This window comes from Kineothrix sp. IPX-CK (assembly GCF_039134705.1).
Taxonomy (GTDB): domain Bacteria; phylum Bacillota; class Clostridia; order Lachnospirales; family Lachnospiraceae; genus Kineothrix; species Kineothrix sedimenti.
The window spans coordinates 3,815,213-3,833,617 of sequence record NZ_CP146256.1 but is presented as its reverse complement, the minus strand read 5'-3'; the positions used below and the strand labels follow the sequence as shown (position 1 = coordinate 3,833,617).

The window sequence follows — 18,405 nt, the reverse complement described above, 5'->3', positions numbered from 1 at the left end:
CTAAGAAGTTGCAGGAGAAGCATAGAGTGAAAGAACTGGAATATCCTTTTGACAGCGAATATATTTTAAAAAAGTCCAAGAAGCTTAAACGTGAGCTTTTGGAAAATGCCGCGCCGCGCCTTAAGAAAAAGATAGCGGTGCTGGGAGGAAGCACCACCCATGACATCATACGCATGATGGAGCTGTTTCTTTTGGATCAGGGAATCGAACCGGAATTTTATGAATCGGAATACGGGCAGTATTTTCAGGAGGCCATGTTCGAAAACGAGGAACTTTCTTCCTTTGCGCCGGATATTATTTTTTTTCATACGAGTAACCGGAACATTGGGGCATATCCTCAGATGGACGACAGCAAGGAGCGGATTGAGGAACTGTTAGCGGAGCAGTACGAACATTTCTCCGGGATGTGGGACAAGCTCAGAGAGACGTACCATTGTCCGATCATACAGAATAATTTCGAGTATCCATTTTACCGCATGCTGGGAAATAAGGATGCCAGCGATATTCATGGCCGCGTGAATTTTATCACGAGATTGAATGAACGGTTTTATGATTATTCGCAAAACCACGAAAATTTTTATATTAATGATATAAACTATATGGCAGCAGCTTACGGCCTCGATAAATGGTCGGATCCTTTTTACTGGCATATGTATAAATATTGCATGTGCATGCAGGCGATTCCGGAGTTTGCATTTAATTTATCCAATATTATTAAAGCTATTTTTGGTAAAAATAAAAAGGCACTGGTACTTGATCTGGACAACACGCTGTGGGGCGGCGTTGTGGGAGATGACGGAGCCGAGAATCTGGAAATCGGTCAGGAAACCTCTCTCGGACAGGTATATTCAGAGTTCCAAGGCTATATAAAAGCGCAGAAGGAACTCGGAGTGATGCTTAATGTGAGTTCGAAGAATGAAGAGGGGAATGCGTTTGCGGGATTAAATCACCCGGAAGGAATTCTGAAACCGGAGGATTTTATTCTTATAAAGGCCAATTGGGAGCCAAAAAGCATAAATATAGACGCTATTGCCTCGGAACTGAATATTTTGCCGGACAGTCTTGTGTTCGTAGACGATAACCCTGCTGAGCGGGAAATCGTCAGCGTGTCCGTGCCGGGAGTGGCTGTGCCGGACATAGGAAGGCCGGAACAATATATTCATACTCTTGACCGCTCCGGATTCTTCGAAGTAACGGAGCTTTCACAGGACGATAGAAAAAGAAACGAAATGTATAAGGCTAATCTGCTCCGCGAAAAGCAGCAGGCAGGATTTGCAGATTATGCGCAGTACCTCCGTTCCCTTAATATGAAGGCGGCGATAAAGACTCCCGTACCGATGTACATGTCGAGAATCGCCCAGCTAACAAATAAAAGTAATCAATTCAACCTGACGACGAAAAGATACACCCAAAGCGAAATTGAGCAGATCGCAGCGTCTGCAGAACACATTGCCCTTTATGGCAGGCTGGAGGACAAGTTCGGAGATAACGGAATAGTTTCTGTCGTTATAGGGCGGAAGGAAAGAGAAGTACTTCATATAGAATTATGGATTATGAGCTGCCGCGTACTGAAAAGGGATATGGAATATGCTATGATGGACCGCGTCGTAGAGGAGTGCCAAAAGGAAGGTATTCATGCGATTTTGGGCTATTATTATCCCACGGCAAAAAACCGAATGGTAAAAGACTTCTATGATCTGCAGGGCTTTCGCAAGATAGAAGAGGACTCCGAAGGTAATACGACATGGGAATATATAATTCCGAGGGACTATGAAAATAAGAATAATGTCATAGAGGTAGAGAGAGCCTAAAGTCCATAAGACGTGAAATCAAATTTCTCACAACGCGGTTTACTGCATAAAAAGGAAGGAAATAATTATGACTAGAGAAGACGTATTTAAAAGTTTAAATGAAGTGTTTCAGGACGTATTTGACGATGAAACCATTACAGTGAATGATTCAACTACTTCAGAGGATATCGAGGAATGGGATTCTCTGGAGCACATTAACCTGATCGCCGCAGTGGAGCAGGAATTCGGCATGAAGTTTACTATGGGACAGGTGGTAACGATGAAAAATGTGGGCGAAATGGCTGATATTATTATGAGTTACTTTGAACGGAGTGAACAGTAACGCATTAAGAGCGGACCTCCAACAGCTCTATCATCCCAAGACTTGCGTTCATTAAAAAAGTCACGCGCATATTCTCCAGTGCAGGGGCTGGTGTGGGGATATCGATAGCGGCATAGCCGTTTTCGGTAAGGTATGCCAGGTCGCTTTCAAAGTTGTATGATTCGTAGCAAAGATGATAAGGCATATTTTTGTATTTTTTTAGAAGTCCGGAAACGACGGAATTGGGACTGGCCGGAGAGACCAGCTCTACTACGTATCCATCCTTCTCCAGAAAACAAATATTAATTTTGCGGTGATCGTCATAGACGATATCCTGACGGAGCACATATCCCAGCTGTTGGAACTGTGTTACTGCCGCATTTATTTTTTTTACTAAATATCCGATATGGTGTACTTTTAAATCTATCATTGTATTTTTGGGTCCTCCTCATATTCGATGTTACTATTCAGCCCTTGGCTTCCCGGCAACAATTGATGCCACGCCTGCAAGCCCGGAAAGGATTTTTTTTATGGGAGCTACGTTTACATCCTTTTATTTTTTGTGCTTTTATGCATGTATATTAATTATATATTATCTGATTCCTAAAAAAACGCAATGGGTATTTTTGCTTTTATCCAGTATTGCGTATTATTTGCTCTCCGGAAACGGCATACTGATTTTGTATCCGGTCTGCGCATGTCTTGCAGCATACGCGGGCATTCGAATGATGAGCAGAACAGATAGCTTAAAGGCGAAAAGAGCTGCTCTGGCAGGCGTTGTTCTGCTGCTTGTCGGTTCTTTGGTGGTGCTTAAGTACGTGAACTTCGGCATCAATACGGTAAACGGAATTGCGGGGCTTCTCGGAAGTGAGGAGGCGGTGCTTGCCGGATTTAAGTTTATGGTGCCGCTTGGAATATCATTCTATACTTTTTCCATACTAGGCTATGTAATAGATGTGTATAACGGAATTGCCGTGCCTCAGAAGAATTTTTTTAAAATGGCGCTGTATGGCATGTATTTTCCCTCCGTTTTATCGGGACCGATTCTGCGGTACCGGGAGGATGGAGAACAGTTTTTTATACCTCATCCCTTCCATTACAGGGAAGTGACATTCGGCTTGCAGCGGATGATATGGGGCTTCTTTAAAACCTTGGTGATTTCAGAGAGAATGCGCTTTGTGGTGGATACGGTTTATGGTAATTACGGTGATTATCCCGGTGCGTACATATGGCTGGCTACGGTATGCTATGCGTTTCAGCTCTATACCAATTTCTCCGGCTGTATGGATATCGTTCTGGGTATGTCTCAGACTTTCGGTCTAAAGCTTCCTGAGAACTTCGCGACGCCTTTTTTTGCGAAGAATATTTCGGAATACTGGAGAAGATGGCATATCACGCTGGGCGTATGGATGAAGGAATATGTATTTTATCCGCTGCTTCGTACCGGCGTCTTTACCCGTCTTTCCAAGAATATGAGGGAACGGTTCGGCAAGAAGAGGGGAAAACAGCTCACTACCTTTCTGGCTATGTTCGTGCTTTGGTTTTCGGTGGGCATCTGGCATGGCGGGGATTGGAAGTATGTCATCGGTTCCGGTCTGCTTCACTGGTTCTACATCGTGTCTGGAGAGCTTTTGACACCCTTTTTTAATAAATGTATGGAAAAGCTTCCTATCGATCCGAAGAAACGGTGGGTGGATGTGCTGCGTATGCTGCGTACGTTCTTCCTCGTAAATATCGGTTTCGTGTTCTTCCGGGCGGATAGTGCGGCGGATGCTTTTCATATGTTAAAGGGAGCGGTAAGCGTATGGAATGCCGGAATATTGTTTGACGGTTCCGTGTTTACTCTGGGGCTGGATTTTATAGAATTTACAATAGCGATAGTGTCTCTTTGCATCTTGTTCGCGGTATCGGTCATGCAGCAGAAGGAAAGCGTCAGGGAGCGTATTGAGAGGAAGAAACTTCCTGTTCGGTGGGCGATCTGGTATGCTCTTTTATTCTATACCATATTGCTTGGAAATTATGGACCGGGGTACAGTGCGGCGGAGTTCATCTATCAAGGTTTCTAGATGGGTTATTTTGATGGACGGGCATGGGATATTCTGCTAAAATAGAAAAAGTATAAAGAAGCTGGAGAGAGAGTTAAAATGGATAAAATTGCGGTTTTGATACCATGCTACAACGAGGAAAAGACGATTGCAAAGGTAGTGGCGGATACGAAAAAGGCGCTGCCGGAAGCTGTGGTTTATGTATATGACAACAATTCTACGGACAGTACGGCCGCGCTTGCAACTGCAGCGGGTGCCGTAGTAAGATATGAATATATGCAGGGGAAAGGGAACGTGATCCGCAGGATGTTCCGGGAAATCGATGCCCAGTGCTATGTCATGGTGGATGGAGATGACACCTATCCCATGGAATATGCGCCCGAGATGGTTGAGAAGGTTCTTTTACACCACGCGGATATGGTGGTGGGAGACAGACTTTCCTCTACCTATTTTACTGAAAATAAAAGGCCTTTTCACAACTTGGGAAACAGTCTTGTAAGAGGCACGATCAACCGGCTGTTCGGATGCGAGATCAAGGACATCATGACGGGCTTTAGAGCATTCAGCTATGGTTTTGTCAAGACTTTTCCGGTACTTTCCAAGGGCTTTGAGATAGAGACGGAGATGACCATACATGCGGTGTTTAACAATATGCAGATCGAAAATGTTATTGTGGATTACAGGGACAGGCCAGAGGGCAGCGAATCCAAGCTGAACACTTACTCGGACGGCATAAGAGTGATTGGTACGATTGGGAAGCTATATAAGGACTACAAGCCTTTCGGTTTTTTTTCCTTGCTGGCGCTTATTCTTGCGGTAATCGCTACGGTGTTTTTTATTCCCATACTCGTGGATTTTATAAGAACGGGTGTGGTGGATAAGTTTCCGACACTGTTCGTCTGCTGCTTTGTTATGCTGGCGGCGGTTCAGGCTTTTTTTTCCGGCATGATTCTCTCCAATATGGCACTGAAAAACAGAAGGGACTTCGAACTGCGTTTGAACATGATCCAGGGGAAGATAAAAAATGATGATGTGGATTAATAAAGTAAAAAAATATATCGCTTCTTTGGAAAAATGGGATATGGGCCTGCTCATCGTATGTCTGGGCTTCTATCTCTTTTTTCCGTTTTACGACGGACCTGTGTGGTGTGCGGATTCTCCCAGCTATGCCACTATGAACATTACGAGGGAGCCTTTGTATCCTACGTTCCTGTTAATATTCCGCATTCTGTTCGGCGAAGAAGGGTATCTCATGCCCGTGGTAATCGTTCAAAGCCTTCTGGCGGCATATGCGACGTGGAAGCTGGCTGTTACCGTGAAGAAATATAAAGAAGGCAGCAGATTGTTAGCTTTTTTATCCGTATGCTTTCAGTTCGGCGTAACGTTTCTCTGTCGTTTTGTAGCGATTAGAGGTTCCTCGTATATCGACAGTATCATGACCGAGGGGCTTGGTTTGTCTCTCTATGTGCTTTTTATCGTTCAGCTATATAAATACATTATGGAAGAAAAGAAGCGGAATCTGGCAGCGACGGCATGCTTTGCCCTGCTTCTCGTGAACCTTCGCAAGCAGATGCTCATTTCGCTTGCTTTGATGGCAGCAGTGTTTATCCTATATTATCTCATAAAAAAGAGGAATATGAAAAAGCTGCTGTTATTGCTGGGACTGACCGTATGCTTGTTTTTGGCCGGCAAGCTTACAGACCGCTTTTATAACTACTGCGTCCGGGGCGTATGGATAGAGCACTCCGGCAACTCTATGGGGATGCTGTGCACGTTGATTTATACCTCTAAGGAGGGGGACGCTTCTTTGTTTGAGGATGAGACGGTGCGCAGTCTGTATGAGGAGATCTTTGCTGAGGCGAACGAGCAGGGACTTCGCAAGACGTATGCGCCTGAAGGGTGGGTGGATTTATCCACTCATTATGCGGATAGCTACGATGCCATAGGCTACGGTATCATTAATCCGGTAGTTCAGGGCTATATCGCAGAGCATTTCGAATATTCGGAAATAGATGCGGTTATTCAATATGATATATATTGTAATGCGATGGCAAAGACGCTGCTTTCTCAGGACAAGGGTGACCTGCTTCAGGTCTTTTTGGCAAATACATGGAAGGGCTTTGTTAATTCCATTGCAAGGGTGAATACTTATCTGAATTTTTACGCGGTTCTGGCATATGCAGCGTATCTTCTACTGTACATGTATTACTACCTTGGTGACCGCCCGAAAGGAAGGCGAAAGAGATGGAAATCGCCGGACAGTACGCTGACAATGGCGGAGATTGTAATCGGCGGAGTGATCGTGAATTCTGTTGTGGTAGGGGCCATGATATTTACACAGCCCCGTTATATGATTTATAATATGGGCTTGTTTTATACGGCATTGTCCCTGTTGGTATATGATTTACTGCTTAGGAAGAAATAGGTTTTATTTACGGGTAGAGGTAAGGATGACAGATGATTAAGCGGGTGTTTAAATATTGGTATTTGGTTTTGATAGGATCGTTTTTCATAGTCTCGCTTGTGGTTTATGCTTGCTTTGGCGAGGAAAGTTATATTGCGGTGCATGATAATCTTGATTTGTTTGTGGCGCAGTTTCAGATGATGAAAAATACGGAGAGCTTTTTTGCTCATGGAGTAGAAGTCCCTTTTTTGGGAGGGATCAGCAGAGATAATCTTCCCTCTGAGTTTTCGCTTTATACAGTGCTTTTTATGTGTCTGCCATCCTTTGCAGCGTATATAACGGGATATTTTCTTAAGATATCGATAGCAATGGTTTCGGTGTGGCTGCTGGCAGAAGACTGGTACGGTGAAAAACGCAAGGAGTATCGCTCCCTCGTGGCACTGCTTGGCTTTGCCTATGGGGCTTTGAATATGTTTCCTGCCTTCGGTATTCCGTTCGCATCCATTCCGCTTGTCATTTATTTGCTGAGAAGGATATATAAGAAGCCCTCTGTCTGGCTGTATATTGCACTTTTTTGTTACCCCTTTTTGTCTTATTTTTCTTATTTCGGCTTCTTTATCCTGGCATATCTTACAATTGCCGTTATATGGCTTGCCGTTCGAGACAAAAGGCTTTCCAAATCCTTATTTTTGGCACTTTTCGTGCTTGGAGCAGGATATGTGGCCTTTGAATACCGGCTGTTTGGCGTAATGCTTTTTAACGATACGGAGACGATTCGCGCTACCATGACGGAGGCGGACCTGACAGCGGGAGAGGTGGTAAGACAGATTGGGGATGTGTGGAAAAACGGCGTGTTCCATGCGGAAAGCGTGCATGGAAAGCTGGTGCTTCCCGTTTGCATCTTGTATTTTATTTATCTGAACGGTAAATATATGAAGGATAAGAATTGGAAGGGGATTTTCTGCGATAGCTACAATCTTCTTATGCTTGTGATTTTATTCAACAGCGTAATATATGGAGTTTATTATTGGGGAAGCTTTCGCAGGCTGGTGGAAACTCTTCTCCCGCCGCTCAAGGGCTTCCAGTTTAACCGGACAGTATTTTTCAGCCCGTTTCTGTGGTATGCTTCTTTCTTTGTAGTGCTGCAGCGGCTTTCTGACTGTCAGGGCTTGCCTGTTTTGGGGAAAATAAAGAAAAAGAATGTGCCTAAACGGCTAGCTGCGGGTCTTGCGAACGGACTGGCGCTGGCTGCGATTGCTATTATCCTTCTGACGCCCGGCAGATATAATGACTGGTATACTACTTGCAAAAATAAGTCGTTAGAGCTGCTTAAAGGAAAAGTTGCCGACGATATGTCCTATGGAGAATTCTATTCTACGGAGTTATTTGAGGAAATCAAGGCGGATATCGGCTATGACGGCGAATGGGCTGTGGCATATGGAATTCATCCCGCGGTATTGGAGTATAATGATATTGCCACGCTGGACGGCTATCTTGGCTTTTATTCCCAGCAATATAAGGAGGAATTTCGAAAGGTGATAGCGCCTGCACTGGAGAGGGTGGAAGCCAGCAGGATTTATTATGATGGCTGGGGCGCGCGAGTGTATGTGTATTCCGGAACGGATGCTTCTGTGGTAAGCGCGACAAAAACGATGTATGTGACGGATTATGATTTATATATGGATACTGAGGCATTTGAAGAATTGGGAGGAAAATATATTTTCTCAAGGATTGGGCTTGAAAACGCAACGGAGCTGGGACTTACGCTCGTGAAAGTATATGAACAGGAGAAATCCCCCTATGTGATTTATCTATACGAAAAATAGCTTCTAAATCTCAGTTAAGGAAAAAGGTGGTTTATGAAAGGCCTGACATTTAAACGGGAAGAGAATGGAAAAGGGTGGGAACGGACAGGCGAGATTATTTTTTATTTGCTCGTTTTTCTGGCGATTGCCTGCTTTGCGATGCTTCAGACTTATGGAGATCCGCCGGATGAAATCAACCGGTTTAAGGTGGTAAATTTCATCAGGAATCACGGAAGGCTGCCTTATGGAGGGGATCCGGAGGTGATTTTAAACGGTTATGGGGCTTCTTATGCTTTTCAGCCGATATTGACATATATGATACAAGGATATCTGCTCCGTTTTCTTGGGCTGTTTACTACGGATGGATATGTGCTCCTTCTTGCGGCGCGGATGGTAAATGTGTGTTTCGGCGTATTGATGGCATATTATGTGCGCCTTATTTCTAAGGAGGTGTGGAAGAATCCGTATATCCAGTGGACTTTCACGCTTTTGGTAGTCTTTTTACCGCAGAATATTTTTATTCATTCCTATGTCAACACAGATTCTATGGCGATGCTGTCGGTAGCGATGATATTTTATGCTCTTTTACGCGCCAGGCGGCGCCGCTATGATAAGAAGGACTGTATCCTGCTGGCGACGGGAATTATATTGTGCGCAATGTCTTATTATAATGCTTATGGCATTATTTTGTCGGCGATACTTATCTTTATTATAAATTTTGTATATATGGCGTCTGGGCAGGAAGGCGGTGCCGGGAAAAAGAAGCTGGAGGTAAAGTGGCGGGAGATGCTCCGAAAGGGAGGCTTTATATCCGTTATTGTCCTGCTCGGTATCGGATGGTGGTTTGTTCGCAATGCGTTTCTTTACGGCGGGGATTTTATAGCGATGAATGCCCGCCTGGAATGTGCGATAGAAACCGCTACAGCGGAGTTTAATCCGCTGACACGTTTTACCTATCAGAAAGAGGGAATTCCCTTGACTGAGATGCTGTTTGATACGGGATATATTACTCTGCTCAGAGACAGTTTCATCGCGATGTTCGGGCCGATGCTGATTCCCACCCATGGGCTGATCTATATATTTTATAAGCGTCTGTGGATAATAGCCTGCGTGCTGGCAGTTATGCCCGTTAAGAAAATAGGGGCGAAGCTTTCAAGAAGAGAGAGCAGTGCCGGAGAAGGCGAAAAGTATCTGTCAGAGGAAGCTTCTATATGGGGGTATTCCTACGATACGAGTAGAAAAGACTCGGTTGCTTTTTATGCCTGTATGGCGTTATTTTGTATCATAACGATTGGACTCAGCATTTATTATTCCTATACGTGGGAATTCCAGCCTCAGGGGAGGTATATCCTGCCGGTCTTGATTCCGTTCATGCATTTGGTGACAATAGGAGTTCAAAAGGCATGCATAGCTCTTGAATGGTTTCGGATGAGGGTCATCGGCAAAGTGCTTTGTATTGGAATCATGGCATATGTGATGCTTGCCTTTGCCTACAGTCTTTTTGACCGCTTCATGCCATATTATCTGCAGGGAGAAAACATGCTTTCTATGTATGGGAAAGTGCTCCTATAAGATAAAAGCCCTTCGGACAGAAGGTGCAGCGGGTAGTATATGGCTTATCTTGACCATATTCGGGTTGGATGATATGATAGGAATCATTCTTTTATTTTTGAAAGGAGAACATTACAAACATGGCAGTAAGAATACACAATTTTTTGGGAAGATTAGGGTGGAGCGCGAGAAAGTATCTTCCGATGCTGTCCAGCGAAAGCTATCTGAAGCTTCAGTTTATAACGAGAAGGAAATTACAGAAAAATTACATAGATCACTTTATGGGAAAAGAAGAGGTTCCCATGCCGTTAGTTGTAAATTTGGAGACGATCAATCGCTGCAACAGCACGTGTGAGTTCTGTACAGCTAACAAAAATGCGGAGAAGCGGCCATATAAGCGAATGGAGGATGAGTTGTTCTACAGTATTATCGACCAGCTTGCAGAGTGGGGATATAAAGGACATCTGACGATGTATGGAAACAATGAACCGTGGCTGGACACCCGCATTGTGGAATTCCATAAATATGCCAGGGAAAAGCTTCCTGAGGCGTTCATTTTCATGTCTACGAACGGACTTTTACTGGATGTGGACAAGGTGAAGTCGATTATTCCTTATGTGGATCAGCTCATTATAAATAACTACGGTCTGGACATGAAGCTGCACGATAATATTCAGGTGGTCTACGATTATATCAAGGCTCATCCGCAGGAGTTCGGGGACGTGGATATACTGATCCAGATGCGCTATTTAAAAGAGGTACTTACAAACCGTGCGGGCAGCGCTCCGAATAAGAAAGCCACTGATAAGGTGATTACGGAGACCTGTCTTATGCCTTACACAGATATGTGGATTATGCCGAACGGGAAATTGGGAATCTGCTGCTGTGATAATTTTGAGGTGACGGACTTGGCGGATTTGCATGATATGCCTTTAAAAGAGGCATGGAACAGCAAGAAGTATCAGCAGCTTCGAGGGGCGATCCGGACGGGAAGACAGAACTATCCGTTCTGCAAGCACTGCGACTTTATCGATGCGGGACTGCGCATGGATGCGGTAGACGACGTGCTTAAAAATAATGGTGAGGCACACGGGGCGAGACAGTCCATGTTTAAAAAGTAGACAAGCGAAAGGGACGGCGGGGGCAGTCCCTTTAATTTGACGAACACCGCGATAACCAGAGCTTTCATGAGCGGAAAGCTTCTGGTTAGTGAAAGTTCGGACCGAGAGAAGGAGAATGATGGAGTGAAGTCTAAAAAGAAAAAAGTGATTTATATGGCGGCAATGGTATTAGCGTTTGTTTTGATGCTGACGTCCTGCGCAGCGGATGCCGGTACAGAAGAAAATATAAAAGAAAATATAGAAGAAAGCACAGAAGAAAATATAAAAGAAAATATAGAAGGAAACATAGAAGAAAATACAACGGAAAATACTTCAGATAATTCTTCAGAACAAACGAATTCACATAATGATTCTCCCGAGTTGGGACCTGTACAGGACGAAGAACAACAGCCTCTCTCTCCTTGGGCCGGCAAAAAAGTATCCATTTGCGGTGACAGTATTTCTACCTTTACTGGCTATATTCCCGACTACTACAGTAAATTTTATCCGGAAAACGGCGATATTACGGATGTGAACGATACCTGGTGGATACAGGTGATAAACAGAACCGGAATGGAGCTTTGCAGGAACGCATCCTTTTCGGGGAGTACGGTAAGCGGGCAGTCTCAGGACAATCATGAAGGAAGGTATTCCTGCGGCAACCAAAGGATGGCCGATCTGGCAAGCGAGGAAGGAAACTGGCCGGATGTAATCATCATTTTAATGGGAGCCAATGACTTGCTTAACCATATTCCGTTAGGAGCTTATGACGGCGTTTCGGCGGTGGAGGAGGGCTATATAGAGACCTTCAGCGAAGCTTATGCATTAATGTTAGATAAGATGAAGACATGGTATCCTGATGCCGAAATTTACTGCTGCACCATTGCGGAGGTATCCCGCTGGAACGATGCGGGAGAAAAGTTCCCGTTTATGAACGAGCATGGATTGACTGCGAAGGATTATAATGCTTCGATAACTGCCATTGCACAGGAAAAGGGAGCGAAGCTTATCGATGTGTATAACTGCGGGATAACTTATGAAAATGCGCAGGAATATACGAGCGACGGAACACATCCCAACGCGGCGGGAGCGAAGCTGATTGCGGATAAGGTCTGTGAGACCTTTCAATAGAAAAGAGGTATTCCAATTGTGTCATGGTTGGAATACCTCCTTTATTATTCTAGTTCATTGGTTTTAGATTCTTCGTGATACTCTTTTTCCGTGTTCACGCTCCATATATTGCTCTTATCCTTTATGCCGTTCTTTATATTCTTTACAGCTTCGAAGGAAGTACACATAGAATGGTCGATATTGTTATAGCGATGCTGTCCGTTGCGGCCTACGCAGTACAGGTTTTCAATTGTATTTAAGTAATCGATGAGCTTATCCATATCATTGTAGGTGTCGAAGTAGGCAGGGTATGCTTTCTTTACACGTTCCACATGGGAATCCAGCACTTCGGAGGCATCATCGATAAGCCTCATCTTTACCATTTCAGCAATAGCGTACTCTGTGAAGTTATCATCGGACATGGACCAGAAGCGATCGCCTTCATTACAGAAGTATTCCAGTCCCACCCATACGGTATGCTCCAGATCCTTAATCATATAAGGAGACCAGTTGTTATATATCTGCAAACGGCCCATATCTACAGTTCTGTCATGAACATAGATCCAACAGTCGGGAACGATGTTCCCCACGGTTTTCATTTCGGTCAGATTTTTAAGGTTCAGCTTTGGAACGAGGACGCCGAGGGTCATATAATCGCGGTAAGGAAGTCCCGATGCTATTTCGGAGATGTCCTTCGGCACATCATTCATGCCGCCCACCAGATCTTTGACCGGCATGGAAGAGATAAAAATATCACCCTCCATGGTGGCGGTTACTCCGTCGTATGTATAGGTAAGAGATGCGATGCGGCCCGTTTCGTCCTTAGTAAAGCCCGTTACTTTGCTGTTTTTCAGTATTTTCCCGCCAAGCCTGGTGATTTCATCAGCAGTCACCTCCCAAAGCTGCCCGGGGCCGAGCTTAGGATATTTAAACTGTTCGATTAGAGAAGTCTCAACCTTGCGGTTCTCTTTTCCCGGAAGCATCTTTGAGAAAACATCCTTAATAATTGCGATGATAGAAAGTCCCTTTACGCGTTGAGCCCCCCAATCGGGAGCGATTTCACTGGGATTTCTCCCCCAGAGATTTTCTGTGTAATTTTCAAAGAACATGGAATAAAGCTTCCGCCCAAAGCGGTTGATATAAAAATCCTCCAGGGAATTTTCTTTTCTTTTATGGATCAGAGCTTTTAAATAGCTGAATCCAACGACAATGGTCGTAATAAATCCCATGTTCTTAATAGTTTCAAATTTTAAAGAAATGGGATAATCGAAGAACTTCCGGTTGAAATAAATGCGGGATACGCGATTTCTGTTCAGCATGACGCGGTCTTCTTTTTCCGGATCGGGACCGCCCTTGGCAAGCGGCATGGAGCGGCTTAGCAGAATATCATCGTAGGATGGTTTACCCTGTTCCGGCAGCATGCTTTCCCACCACTGATTGACCTCGGGAACCTTTGAGAAGAAACGGTGTCCTCCCATATCCATGCGGTTTCCGTTGTGATTTACTGTTCTGGAGATACCACCGAAGGCGGAACTTTCCTCGAATACTACCACTTCGAAATCATCGTTGCCATGGCTGTCTGCTTGTCTGTTTGTCAGCAATTCATAGGCTGCAGTCAGTCCCGCAGGGCCGGCGCCTATGATAAGAACCCTTTTCATATTTCAAAATTCCTCTCATCAACTAATTATTTGTATTTTAACATGTAATCGATAGAATGTCCATTCTCAATCGAGGGTATCAAACCGTCTGTATCGGGGGTTTGATTACCGATAATAAAATGGTTTTAAAAATTAAGCTGGACAAATGTCTCTGAAATGGTAATATTTTTATAGGAATACTGTAAAACAAATCCGGTTTGGAGACATAATACCTTGTAGTTGATGCATCAAACTATTATAATAAAATGTAACAACGATAAACGGATTTATTGGGGAAAATAAAACATATTTTACAAAGAAATGGGGAAGCTTGCGATTATGAACCCAGATAGTGCTGTGGTCAAAAAAGAATATGTTGCAAATATAACGCAGATTTGTGAATATAAAGCCAATAAATTTGTCCGTAACCAAAATGAAATCTATCAGATTATGTATATAGTGCTCGAAGGCGAACTGGATATTTACGTGGAATCTGAGAAAGGGAAAAAGTACTGCCTGAACACTTACAGGAAGGAAATTAGAGGGAAGAAGGATATAAGAATATGGATAATGAGTACAAATCGCTCATGGAAGAAAGACAAGCTCACATCCGCTTATCGGTGCAGGACGGAGCCAAATATGCGATTTTACCGGGAGATCCGGGAAGAATCGACCATATTAAGAAGTTTTTGTCGGATGCGAAGGAGCTCCAATATAATAGAGAAATGCGAAGTGCCAGTGGCTATTATAAGGGTATTAAGGTGCTGGCCGTTTCTACCGGAATGGGTGGAGCCTCCACCGGAATCGCTGTAGAAGAGCTGCATAATATCGGGGTGGAATATATGATTCGTATCGGAAGTTGTGGTGCCCTTGACTCCTCCCTTCATCTCGGAGAGCTGGTCCTCGTAAATGGGGCGGTGAGGGACGACGGAGCCTCCAAGGCTTATATTGAGCCGATATATCCGGCTATTCCTGATACCCGCCTTCTCATGGCTACTATCCGGGCTGCGGAGGAGAAAGGATTCCCCTTCCATATAGGGAAAGCGAGAAGCCATGACAGTTTTTATACCGATAGGGAGGATGCTATCGATGCCTACTGGTCGGCGAAGGGAATTCTGGGAGCAGATATGGAGACGGCCGCTCTGTTCACTATCGGGGCCCTGCGAGGAGTGAAATGCGCCTCCATTTTGAATACGGTGGTAGAGTTCGAGGCCGATCTGAAGCAGAATATCAATGATTACGTGGACGGAGAATCTATCGTAAAACAAGGCGAGGAAAATGAAATTATTGCAGCATTGGAAGCCTTTGTCATACAAAACAATACGAACAATTAAACGGAGGGAAAAGGAAATGAGTAAAAATGGAAAGAGTTTATGGTCACTGAAATTTAACACGGCGACGCTTGTATTGATTCCGGCGGCTATCGGAATCAACTATCTGGGCAAGCTGTTTGCAGGCGCGCTGAAGCTGCCGTTGTGGCTGGATGCCATCGGAACCTGTCTGGCAGCAGTGCTTGCAGGACCGATCGCAGGTGCGATCTGCGGCGCTGCCAATAACATCATCTACGGTCTTACCATGGACCCGATTTCGACGGTGTATGCCTTGACGAACATCGCTATCGGACTTGTAGTTGGTGTATTGTCCTATAAGGGCTTTATGAAAAACATCAAGTTGTCGCTGCTTACCGCCATCATAGTCGGTTTTGTCGCTGTTGTGGTATCTACGCCTCTGAACATGATTTTCTGGGGAGGAACTACCGGAAACATATGGGGTGACGCCGTTTATGCATGGGCGCTTTCACAGAATATGCCGGTATTTTTTGCGTCTTTTCTGGATGAGGTTATTGTAGACCTTCCGGACAAGATCGCGGTTATCCTGATCGTATTCGGAATCAGCAAGAGTCTGCCAAAGAGTCTGGTGGCGCTTTATCAGAGCGGAGATACTATTGAAAGTCTGGACGATTAATGTAAGAAAGGCCTATTTATAAAATGAAAAGTATTAGTTTGTATGAAGAAAAAGGTTCACTGCTGAATAAGATGGCGCCGGAAAGTAAAATACTCTATATCGTTGTCGCGCTCTTGCTGCCTGCTATCATGGGCAGCAAGTGGATCAGCGTCGGATTCATTGTCATCAGCGCTTGTTTGCTGCTCATATCGAAAGTACTTAAAAAGACTGTGCCGATTTTGAGCATTTCGGGCTTTGTCCTGCTTACTGTTGTTATCATTCAGGGAATATTCCGTGCCGGAAATGTTACTCCGGTGTTCAGCATCGGTCCCATCAGCTTTTATAAAGAAGGGCTGGGCTTTGCTTTGGGAATCGTAATTAATGTGCTCAATATCCTGCTGAGCTTCTGTGTGCTGATTCTTACTGCTAAGCCCTCTGATATTGTGGAAAATTTCGTGAGAAAGGGCTTTTCGCCCAGATTCGGGTACGTGTTCATATCTGTTTTTCAGATTATCCCGCAGATGACAGAAACCATGTCTACTATTACCGATGCCCAGAGAAGCAGAGGAATGGAGACGGAGGGAAATCTTCTGGTGCGTATCAAGGCGTTTCTGCCCTTGATTTCGCCGGTGGTCATGAGCTCGTTGATCAATACGAAGGAACGCGCCTTGGCGTTGGAGGTACGAGGATTTAATGCTAAAAATAAAAAGACATTTATAAATGATGAGAAAAAATGCGGTGCTGACAGATATATACAGATTGGGATGCTTATCCTGCTCGTCGCAGGCATTGTGTGGAGGGTTGCAGGATGGCAGTGAGTACCAATCACTCAAAGATAATCGTAGAAAACTTAAAATACAAATATCTTGCAACAGAATTTCTGGCTCTGGACGGGATTTCCTTTTCTGTGGAGCAAGGTGAATTCATCGGAATTATAGGAAAAAATGACTCCGGTAAGAGCACTCTCTGTCAAGCTATTGCTGGACTGGTGCCTAATTTTCATAAGGGAGCCTATGGTGGAAGGATCATGATCGATGAGCTGGAGGTAAAGAACGTGGATCTGGACGAGCTTTGCAAGAAGGTTGGCATCGTATTCCAGAATCCCTTTAACCAGGTGACCGGTTCCAAGCTTACAGTATATGAAGAAATTGCATTCGGGCTTGAGAACCTGGGAATCGAAAGGCAGGAAATGATACGTCGAATAGACGAGGCGATGGAGCTTTTGGATATCATGAAGTATAAGGATAGGGAACCCTTTGATTTATCGGGTGGACAGATGCAGCGTATGGCCATTGCCGGGATCATTGCAATGCAGCCGGAGGTCATCGTGCTGGACGAGCCCACTTCACAGCTTGACCCGCAGGGCAGAGAAGAAGTGTATCAAGCGGTACAGAAGCTTAGCAAAAAGGGAATTACCATATTTATGGTGGAACATAATATGGAGAAAATTGCCTCCTACAGCGATAGGGTCCTGCTTTTGGACGGCGGTAAGCTCATCGATTTCGATACTCCTCAGAGAATCTTTTCCAGAGAGGATTTGGATACGTACGGGGTGGAACCTCCTGCATTTATGAAGATCTGCAGGGAGTTGAACCTGAGAAATGCCAAGACGGGCTGCTATCCGGTAACTCTGGAGGAAGCTTACGATCTACTTAGCAAGGAAAGGAGGGAAATGTAGATGGAAACGAGTATAGAACACTCAGGCAGGAATGTTAATGAGTATAAAACACTCAATGAGTATAAGACACTCATGGAAATTAAAGATTTACATTTCTCTTATACCGAAGGAGAGGAAATCTTAAAAGGGCTTAATTTCGCTCTTGACGAGAGGACAACTGCTATTATCGGGCAAAATGGTGCGGGAAAGACTACTTTTGTAAAACTGCTGAAGGGTTTGCTTCGGCCTACGGCGGGAGCGGTAGTGTTTGAGGGAAAGGATATACGCGATATGACGGTGGCACAGCTGGCCAGGCATATCGGTATGGTTTTCCAGAATCCCAACGATCAGATTTTTAAGAACCGCGTTCTTGACGAGGTTATGTTCGGACCTTTGAAAATAGGTATGGGAGAGGCTGCAGCCAGGGAAAAATCGTTAGAGGCGCTGAATCTGGTAGGATTGTCTGGCCATGAGAATGAAAATCCTTACGACCTTGGCTTATCCAGCCGGAAGCTTGTGGCAATCGCTTCCATCGTGGCGATGGACCCTAAGGTAATCATATTCGACGAGCCTACGATTGCTCAGGATTATTATGGAAAAGAACGGATCAAATCGGTAATCCGCAAGCTGAGAAGTGAGGGTGTCACTGTCATTACCATCATTCACGATATGGATTTTGTAGCCGATGTTTTTGAGCGTGTTATCGTGTTTGCAAAGGGAGGAGTGCTTCTTGACGGCAGTGCGAAAGAGGTTTTCGCGGACGAGACCATTTTGAAGGAGGCTTATCTGGAGCAGCCAAACGTGACCAGACTTTGCCAGAGCCTTGGCTATGAAGAGGTTTTTTTGAATACCGACGAATTTGTAGCTTATCAGCGTAAGAAACAAGGGTGAGTAAGTCAAATACCCATGGGGTATTTGACCCTCGCGGTATTCGCCAAATGCAAGCAAGCTTGCGCTTGGCTCATTGCTCGCGGGAATAAAAATAGAAATTTATAGTTTTACAAAAAGAGGACGAAGAGAAAACGTTCTCTTTTTGACAT

16 protein-coding genes are annotated in these 18,405 nt (G+C 44.6%); 14 read left to right on the top strand and 2 right to left on the bottom strand.

Annotated features, from left to right (window positions below):
• Positions 1–26 precede the first annotated feature (26 nt).
• Together V6984_RS18355 and V6984_RS18350 are read left to right on the top strand one after the other, a co-directional pair.
• Complete coding sequence (locus V6984_RS18355; RefSeq protein ID WP_342757048.1) at positions 27–1,811, top strand: HAD-IIIC family phosphatase; 1,785 nt, start codon at positions 27–29, stop codon at positions 1,809–1,811.
• A 67-nt stretch (positions 1,812–1,878) separates the two neighbouring features.
• Positions 1,879–2,133 carry an acyl carrier protein gene (locus tag V6984_RS18350; RefSeq protein ID WP_342757047.1) on the top strand — a complete coding sequence of 85 codons (255 nt, stop codon included), beginning with the start codon at positions 1,879–1,881 and terminating at the stop codon, positions 2,131–2,133.
• A gap of 4 nt (positions 2,134–2,137) precedes the next feature.
• Here the strand turns inward: V6984_RS18350 and V6984_RS18345 are convergent, their stop codons facing one another.
• Positions 2,138–2,542, bottom strand: a complete 405-nt coding sequence (locus V6984_RS18345; RefSeq protein WP_342757046.1) for a VOC family protein — start codon at positions 2,540–2,542, stop codon at positions 2,138–2,140.
• A gap of 295 nt (positions 2,543–2,837) precedes the next feature.
• On the opposite strand from V6984_RS18345, the gene V6984_RS18340 reads away from it, so the two are divergent.
• The 7 genes from V6984_RS18340 to V6984_RS18310 all read left to right on the top strand — a co-directional run bounded on the left by V6984_RS18340 (position 2,838) and on the right by V6984_RS18310 (position 12,148).
• Positions 2,838–4,178, top strand: a complete 1,341-nt coding sequence (locus V6984_RS18340; RefSeq protein ID WP_342757045.1) for an MBOAT family O-acyltransferase — start codon at positions 2,838–2,840, stop codon at positions 4,176–4,178.
• A gap of 78 nt (positions 4,179–4,256) precedes the next feature.
• Positions 4,257–5,198 (top strand): glycosyltransferase family 2 protein, encoded by a 942-nt coding sequence (locus V6984_RS18335; RefSeq protein WP_342757044.1) that lies wholly within the window; start codon positions 4,257–4,259, stop codon positions 5,196–5,198.
• Complete coding sequence (locus V6984_RS18330; protein ID WP_342757043.1) at positions 5,182–6,582, top strand: hypothetical protein; 1,401 nt, start codon at positions 5,182–5,184, stop codon at positions 6,580–6,582. The genes V6984_RS18335 and V6984_RS18330 overlap by 17 nt, the downstream gene beginning before the upstream one ends.
• Positions 6,583–6,614: 32 nt before the next feature.
• A complete protein-coding gene (locus V6984_RS18325; RefSeq protein ID WP_342757042.1) occupies positions 6,615–8,387 on the top strand; it encodes a DUF6044 family protein in 1,773 nt (590 codons plus the stop codon).
• A gap of 33 nt (positions 8,388–8,420) precedes the next feature.
• Entirely contained in the window at positions 8,421–9,938 is a 1,518-nt protein-coding gene (locus V6984_RS18320) for a DUF2142 domain-containing protein (protein WP_342757041.1), read from the top strand.
• A 119-nt stretch (positions 9,939–10,057) separates the two neighbouring features.
• The gene (locus V6984_RS18315; RefSeq protein WP_342757040.1) at positions 10,058–11,038 is read left to right on the top strand and encodes a radical SAM/SPASM domain-containing protein; all 981 of its coding nucleotides are present in this window, start codon (positions 10,058–10,060) and stop codon (positions 11,036–11,038) included.
• Positions 11,039–11,104: 66 nt separating this feature from the next.
• The gene (locus V6984_RS18310; RefSeq protein WP_342757039.1) at positions 11,105–12,148 is read left to right on the top strand and encodes an SGNH/GDSL hydrolase family protein; all 1,044 of its coding nucleotides are present in this window, start codon (positions 11,105–11,107) and stop codon (positions 12,146–12,148) included.
• 44 nt (positions 12,149–12,192) lie between these two features.
• Here the strand turns inward: V6984_RS18310 and V6984_RS18305 are convergent, their stop codons facing one another.
• Positions 12,193–13,785 (bottom strand): NAD(P)/FAD-dependent oxidoreductase, encoded by a 1,593-nt coding sequence (locus tag V6984_RS18305; RefSeq protein WP_342757038.1) that lies wholly within the window; start codon positions 13,783–13,785, stop codon positions 12,193–12,195.
• A 566-nt stretch (positions 13,786–14,351) separates the two neighbouring features.
• On the opposite strand from V6984_RS18305, the gene V6984_RS18300 reads away from it, so the two are divergent.
• From V6984_RS18300 to V6984_RS18280, 5 genes are read left to right on the top strand one after another with little or no spacing between them, the layout of a single operon-like run.
• Entirely contained in the window at positions 14,352–15,098 is a 747-nt protein-coding gene (locus V6984_RS18300; RefSeq protein ID WP_425324265.1) for a nucleoside phosphorylase, read from the top strand.
• Positions 15,099–15,114: 16 nt separating this feature from the next.
• On the top strand, positions 15,115–15,729 hold the full coding sequence (locus V6984_RS18295) for an ECF transporter S component (protein ID WP_342757036.1): 615 nt from the start codon (positions 15,115–15,117) through the stop codon (positions 15,727–15,729).
• A gap of 23 nt (positions 15,730–15,752) precedes the next feature.
• Positions 15,753–16,526, top strand: a complete 774-nt coding sequence (locus V6984_RS18290) for an energy-coupling factor transporter transmembrane component T (protein ID WP_342757035.1) — start codon at positions 15,753–15,755, stop codon at positions 16,524–16,526.
• Positions 16,517–17,386: an energy-coupling factor ABC transporter ATP-binding protein gene (locus V6984_RS18285; protein WP_342757034.1), complete on the top strand. Its 870-nt coding sequence runs from the start codon at positions 16,517–16,519 to the stop codon at positions 17,384–17,386. Before V6984_RS18290 ends, V6984_RS18285 begins: the two co-directional genes overlap by 10 nt.
• Positions 17,387–18,256, top strand: a complete 870-nt coding sequence (locus V6984_RS18280; protein WP_342757033.1) for an ABC transporter ATP-binding protein — start codon at positions 17,387–17,389, stop codon at positions 18,254–18,256.
• The last annotated feature ends 149 nt before the right edge of the window (positions 18,257–18,405 follow it).

What these genes read in the sequence shown, in the direction of transcription:
- V6984_RS18340 (WP_342757045.1), top strand. Translation starts at nt 2,838, where the DNA reads ATGATGAGCAGAACAGATAGCTTAAAGGCGAAAAGAGCTGCTCTGGCA.
- V6984_RS18335 (WP_342757044.1), top strand. Translation starts at nt 4,257, where the DNA reads ATGGATAAAATTGCGGTTTTGATACCATGCTACAACGAGGAAAAGACG.
- V6984_RS18325 (WP_342757042.1), top strand. Translation starts at nt 6,615, where the DNA reads ATGATTAAGCGGGTGTTTAAATATTGGTATTTGGTTTTGATAGGATCG.
- V6984_RS18290 (WP_342757035.1), top strand. Translation starts at nt 15,753, where the DNA reads ATGAAAAGTATTAGTTTGTATGAAGAAAAAGGTTCACTGCTGAATAAG.
- V6984_RS18345 (WP_342757046.1), bottom strand. Translation starts at nt 2,542, where the DNA reads ATGATAGATTTAAAAGTACACCATATCGGATATTTAGTAAAAAAAATA.
- V6984_RS18350 (WP_342757047.1), top strand. Translation starts at nt 1,879, where the DNA reads ATGACTAGAGAAGACGTATTTAAAAGTTTAAATGAAGTGTTTCAGGAC.
- V6984_RS18305 (WP_342757038.1), bottom strand. Translation starts at nt 13,785, where the DNA reads ATGAAAAGGGTTCTTATCATAGGCGCCGGCCCTGCGGGACTGACTGCA.
- V6984_RS18330 (WP_342757043.1), top strand. Translation starts at nt 5,182, where the DNA reads ATGATGATGTGGATTAATAAAGTAAAAAAATATATCGCTTCTTTGGAA.
- V6984_RS18300 (WP_425324265.1), top strand. Translation starts at nt 14,352, where the DNA reads ATGGAAGAAAGACAAGCTCACATCCGCTTATCGGTGCAGGACGGAGCC.
- V6984_RS18320 (WP_342757041.1), top strand. Translation starts at nt 8,421, where the DNA reads ATGAAAGGCCTGACATTTAAACGGGAAGAGAATGGAAAAGGGTGGGAA.
- V6984_RS18315 (WP_342757040.1), top strand. Translation starts at nt 10,058, where the DNA reads ATGGCAGTAAGAATACACAATTTTTTGGGAAGATTAGGGTGGAGCGCG.
- V6984_RS18295 (WP_342757036.1), top strand. Translation starts at nt 15,115, where the DNA reads ATGAGTAAAAATGGAAAGAGTTTATGGTCACTGAAATTTAACACGGCG.
- V6984_RS18310 (WP_342757039.1), top strand. Translation starts at nt 11,105, where the DNA reads ATGAGCGGAAAGCTTCTGGTTAGTGAAAGTTCGGACCGAGAGAAGGAG.
- V6984_RS18280 (WP_342757033.1), top strand. Translation starts at nt 17,387, where the DNA reads ATGGAAACGAGTATAGAACACTCAGGCAGGAATGTTAATGAGTATAAA.
- V6984_RS18285 (WP_342757034.1), top strand. Translation starts at nt 16,517, where the DNA reads ATGGCAGTGAGTACCAATCACTCAAAGATAATCGTAGAAAACTTAAAA.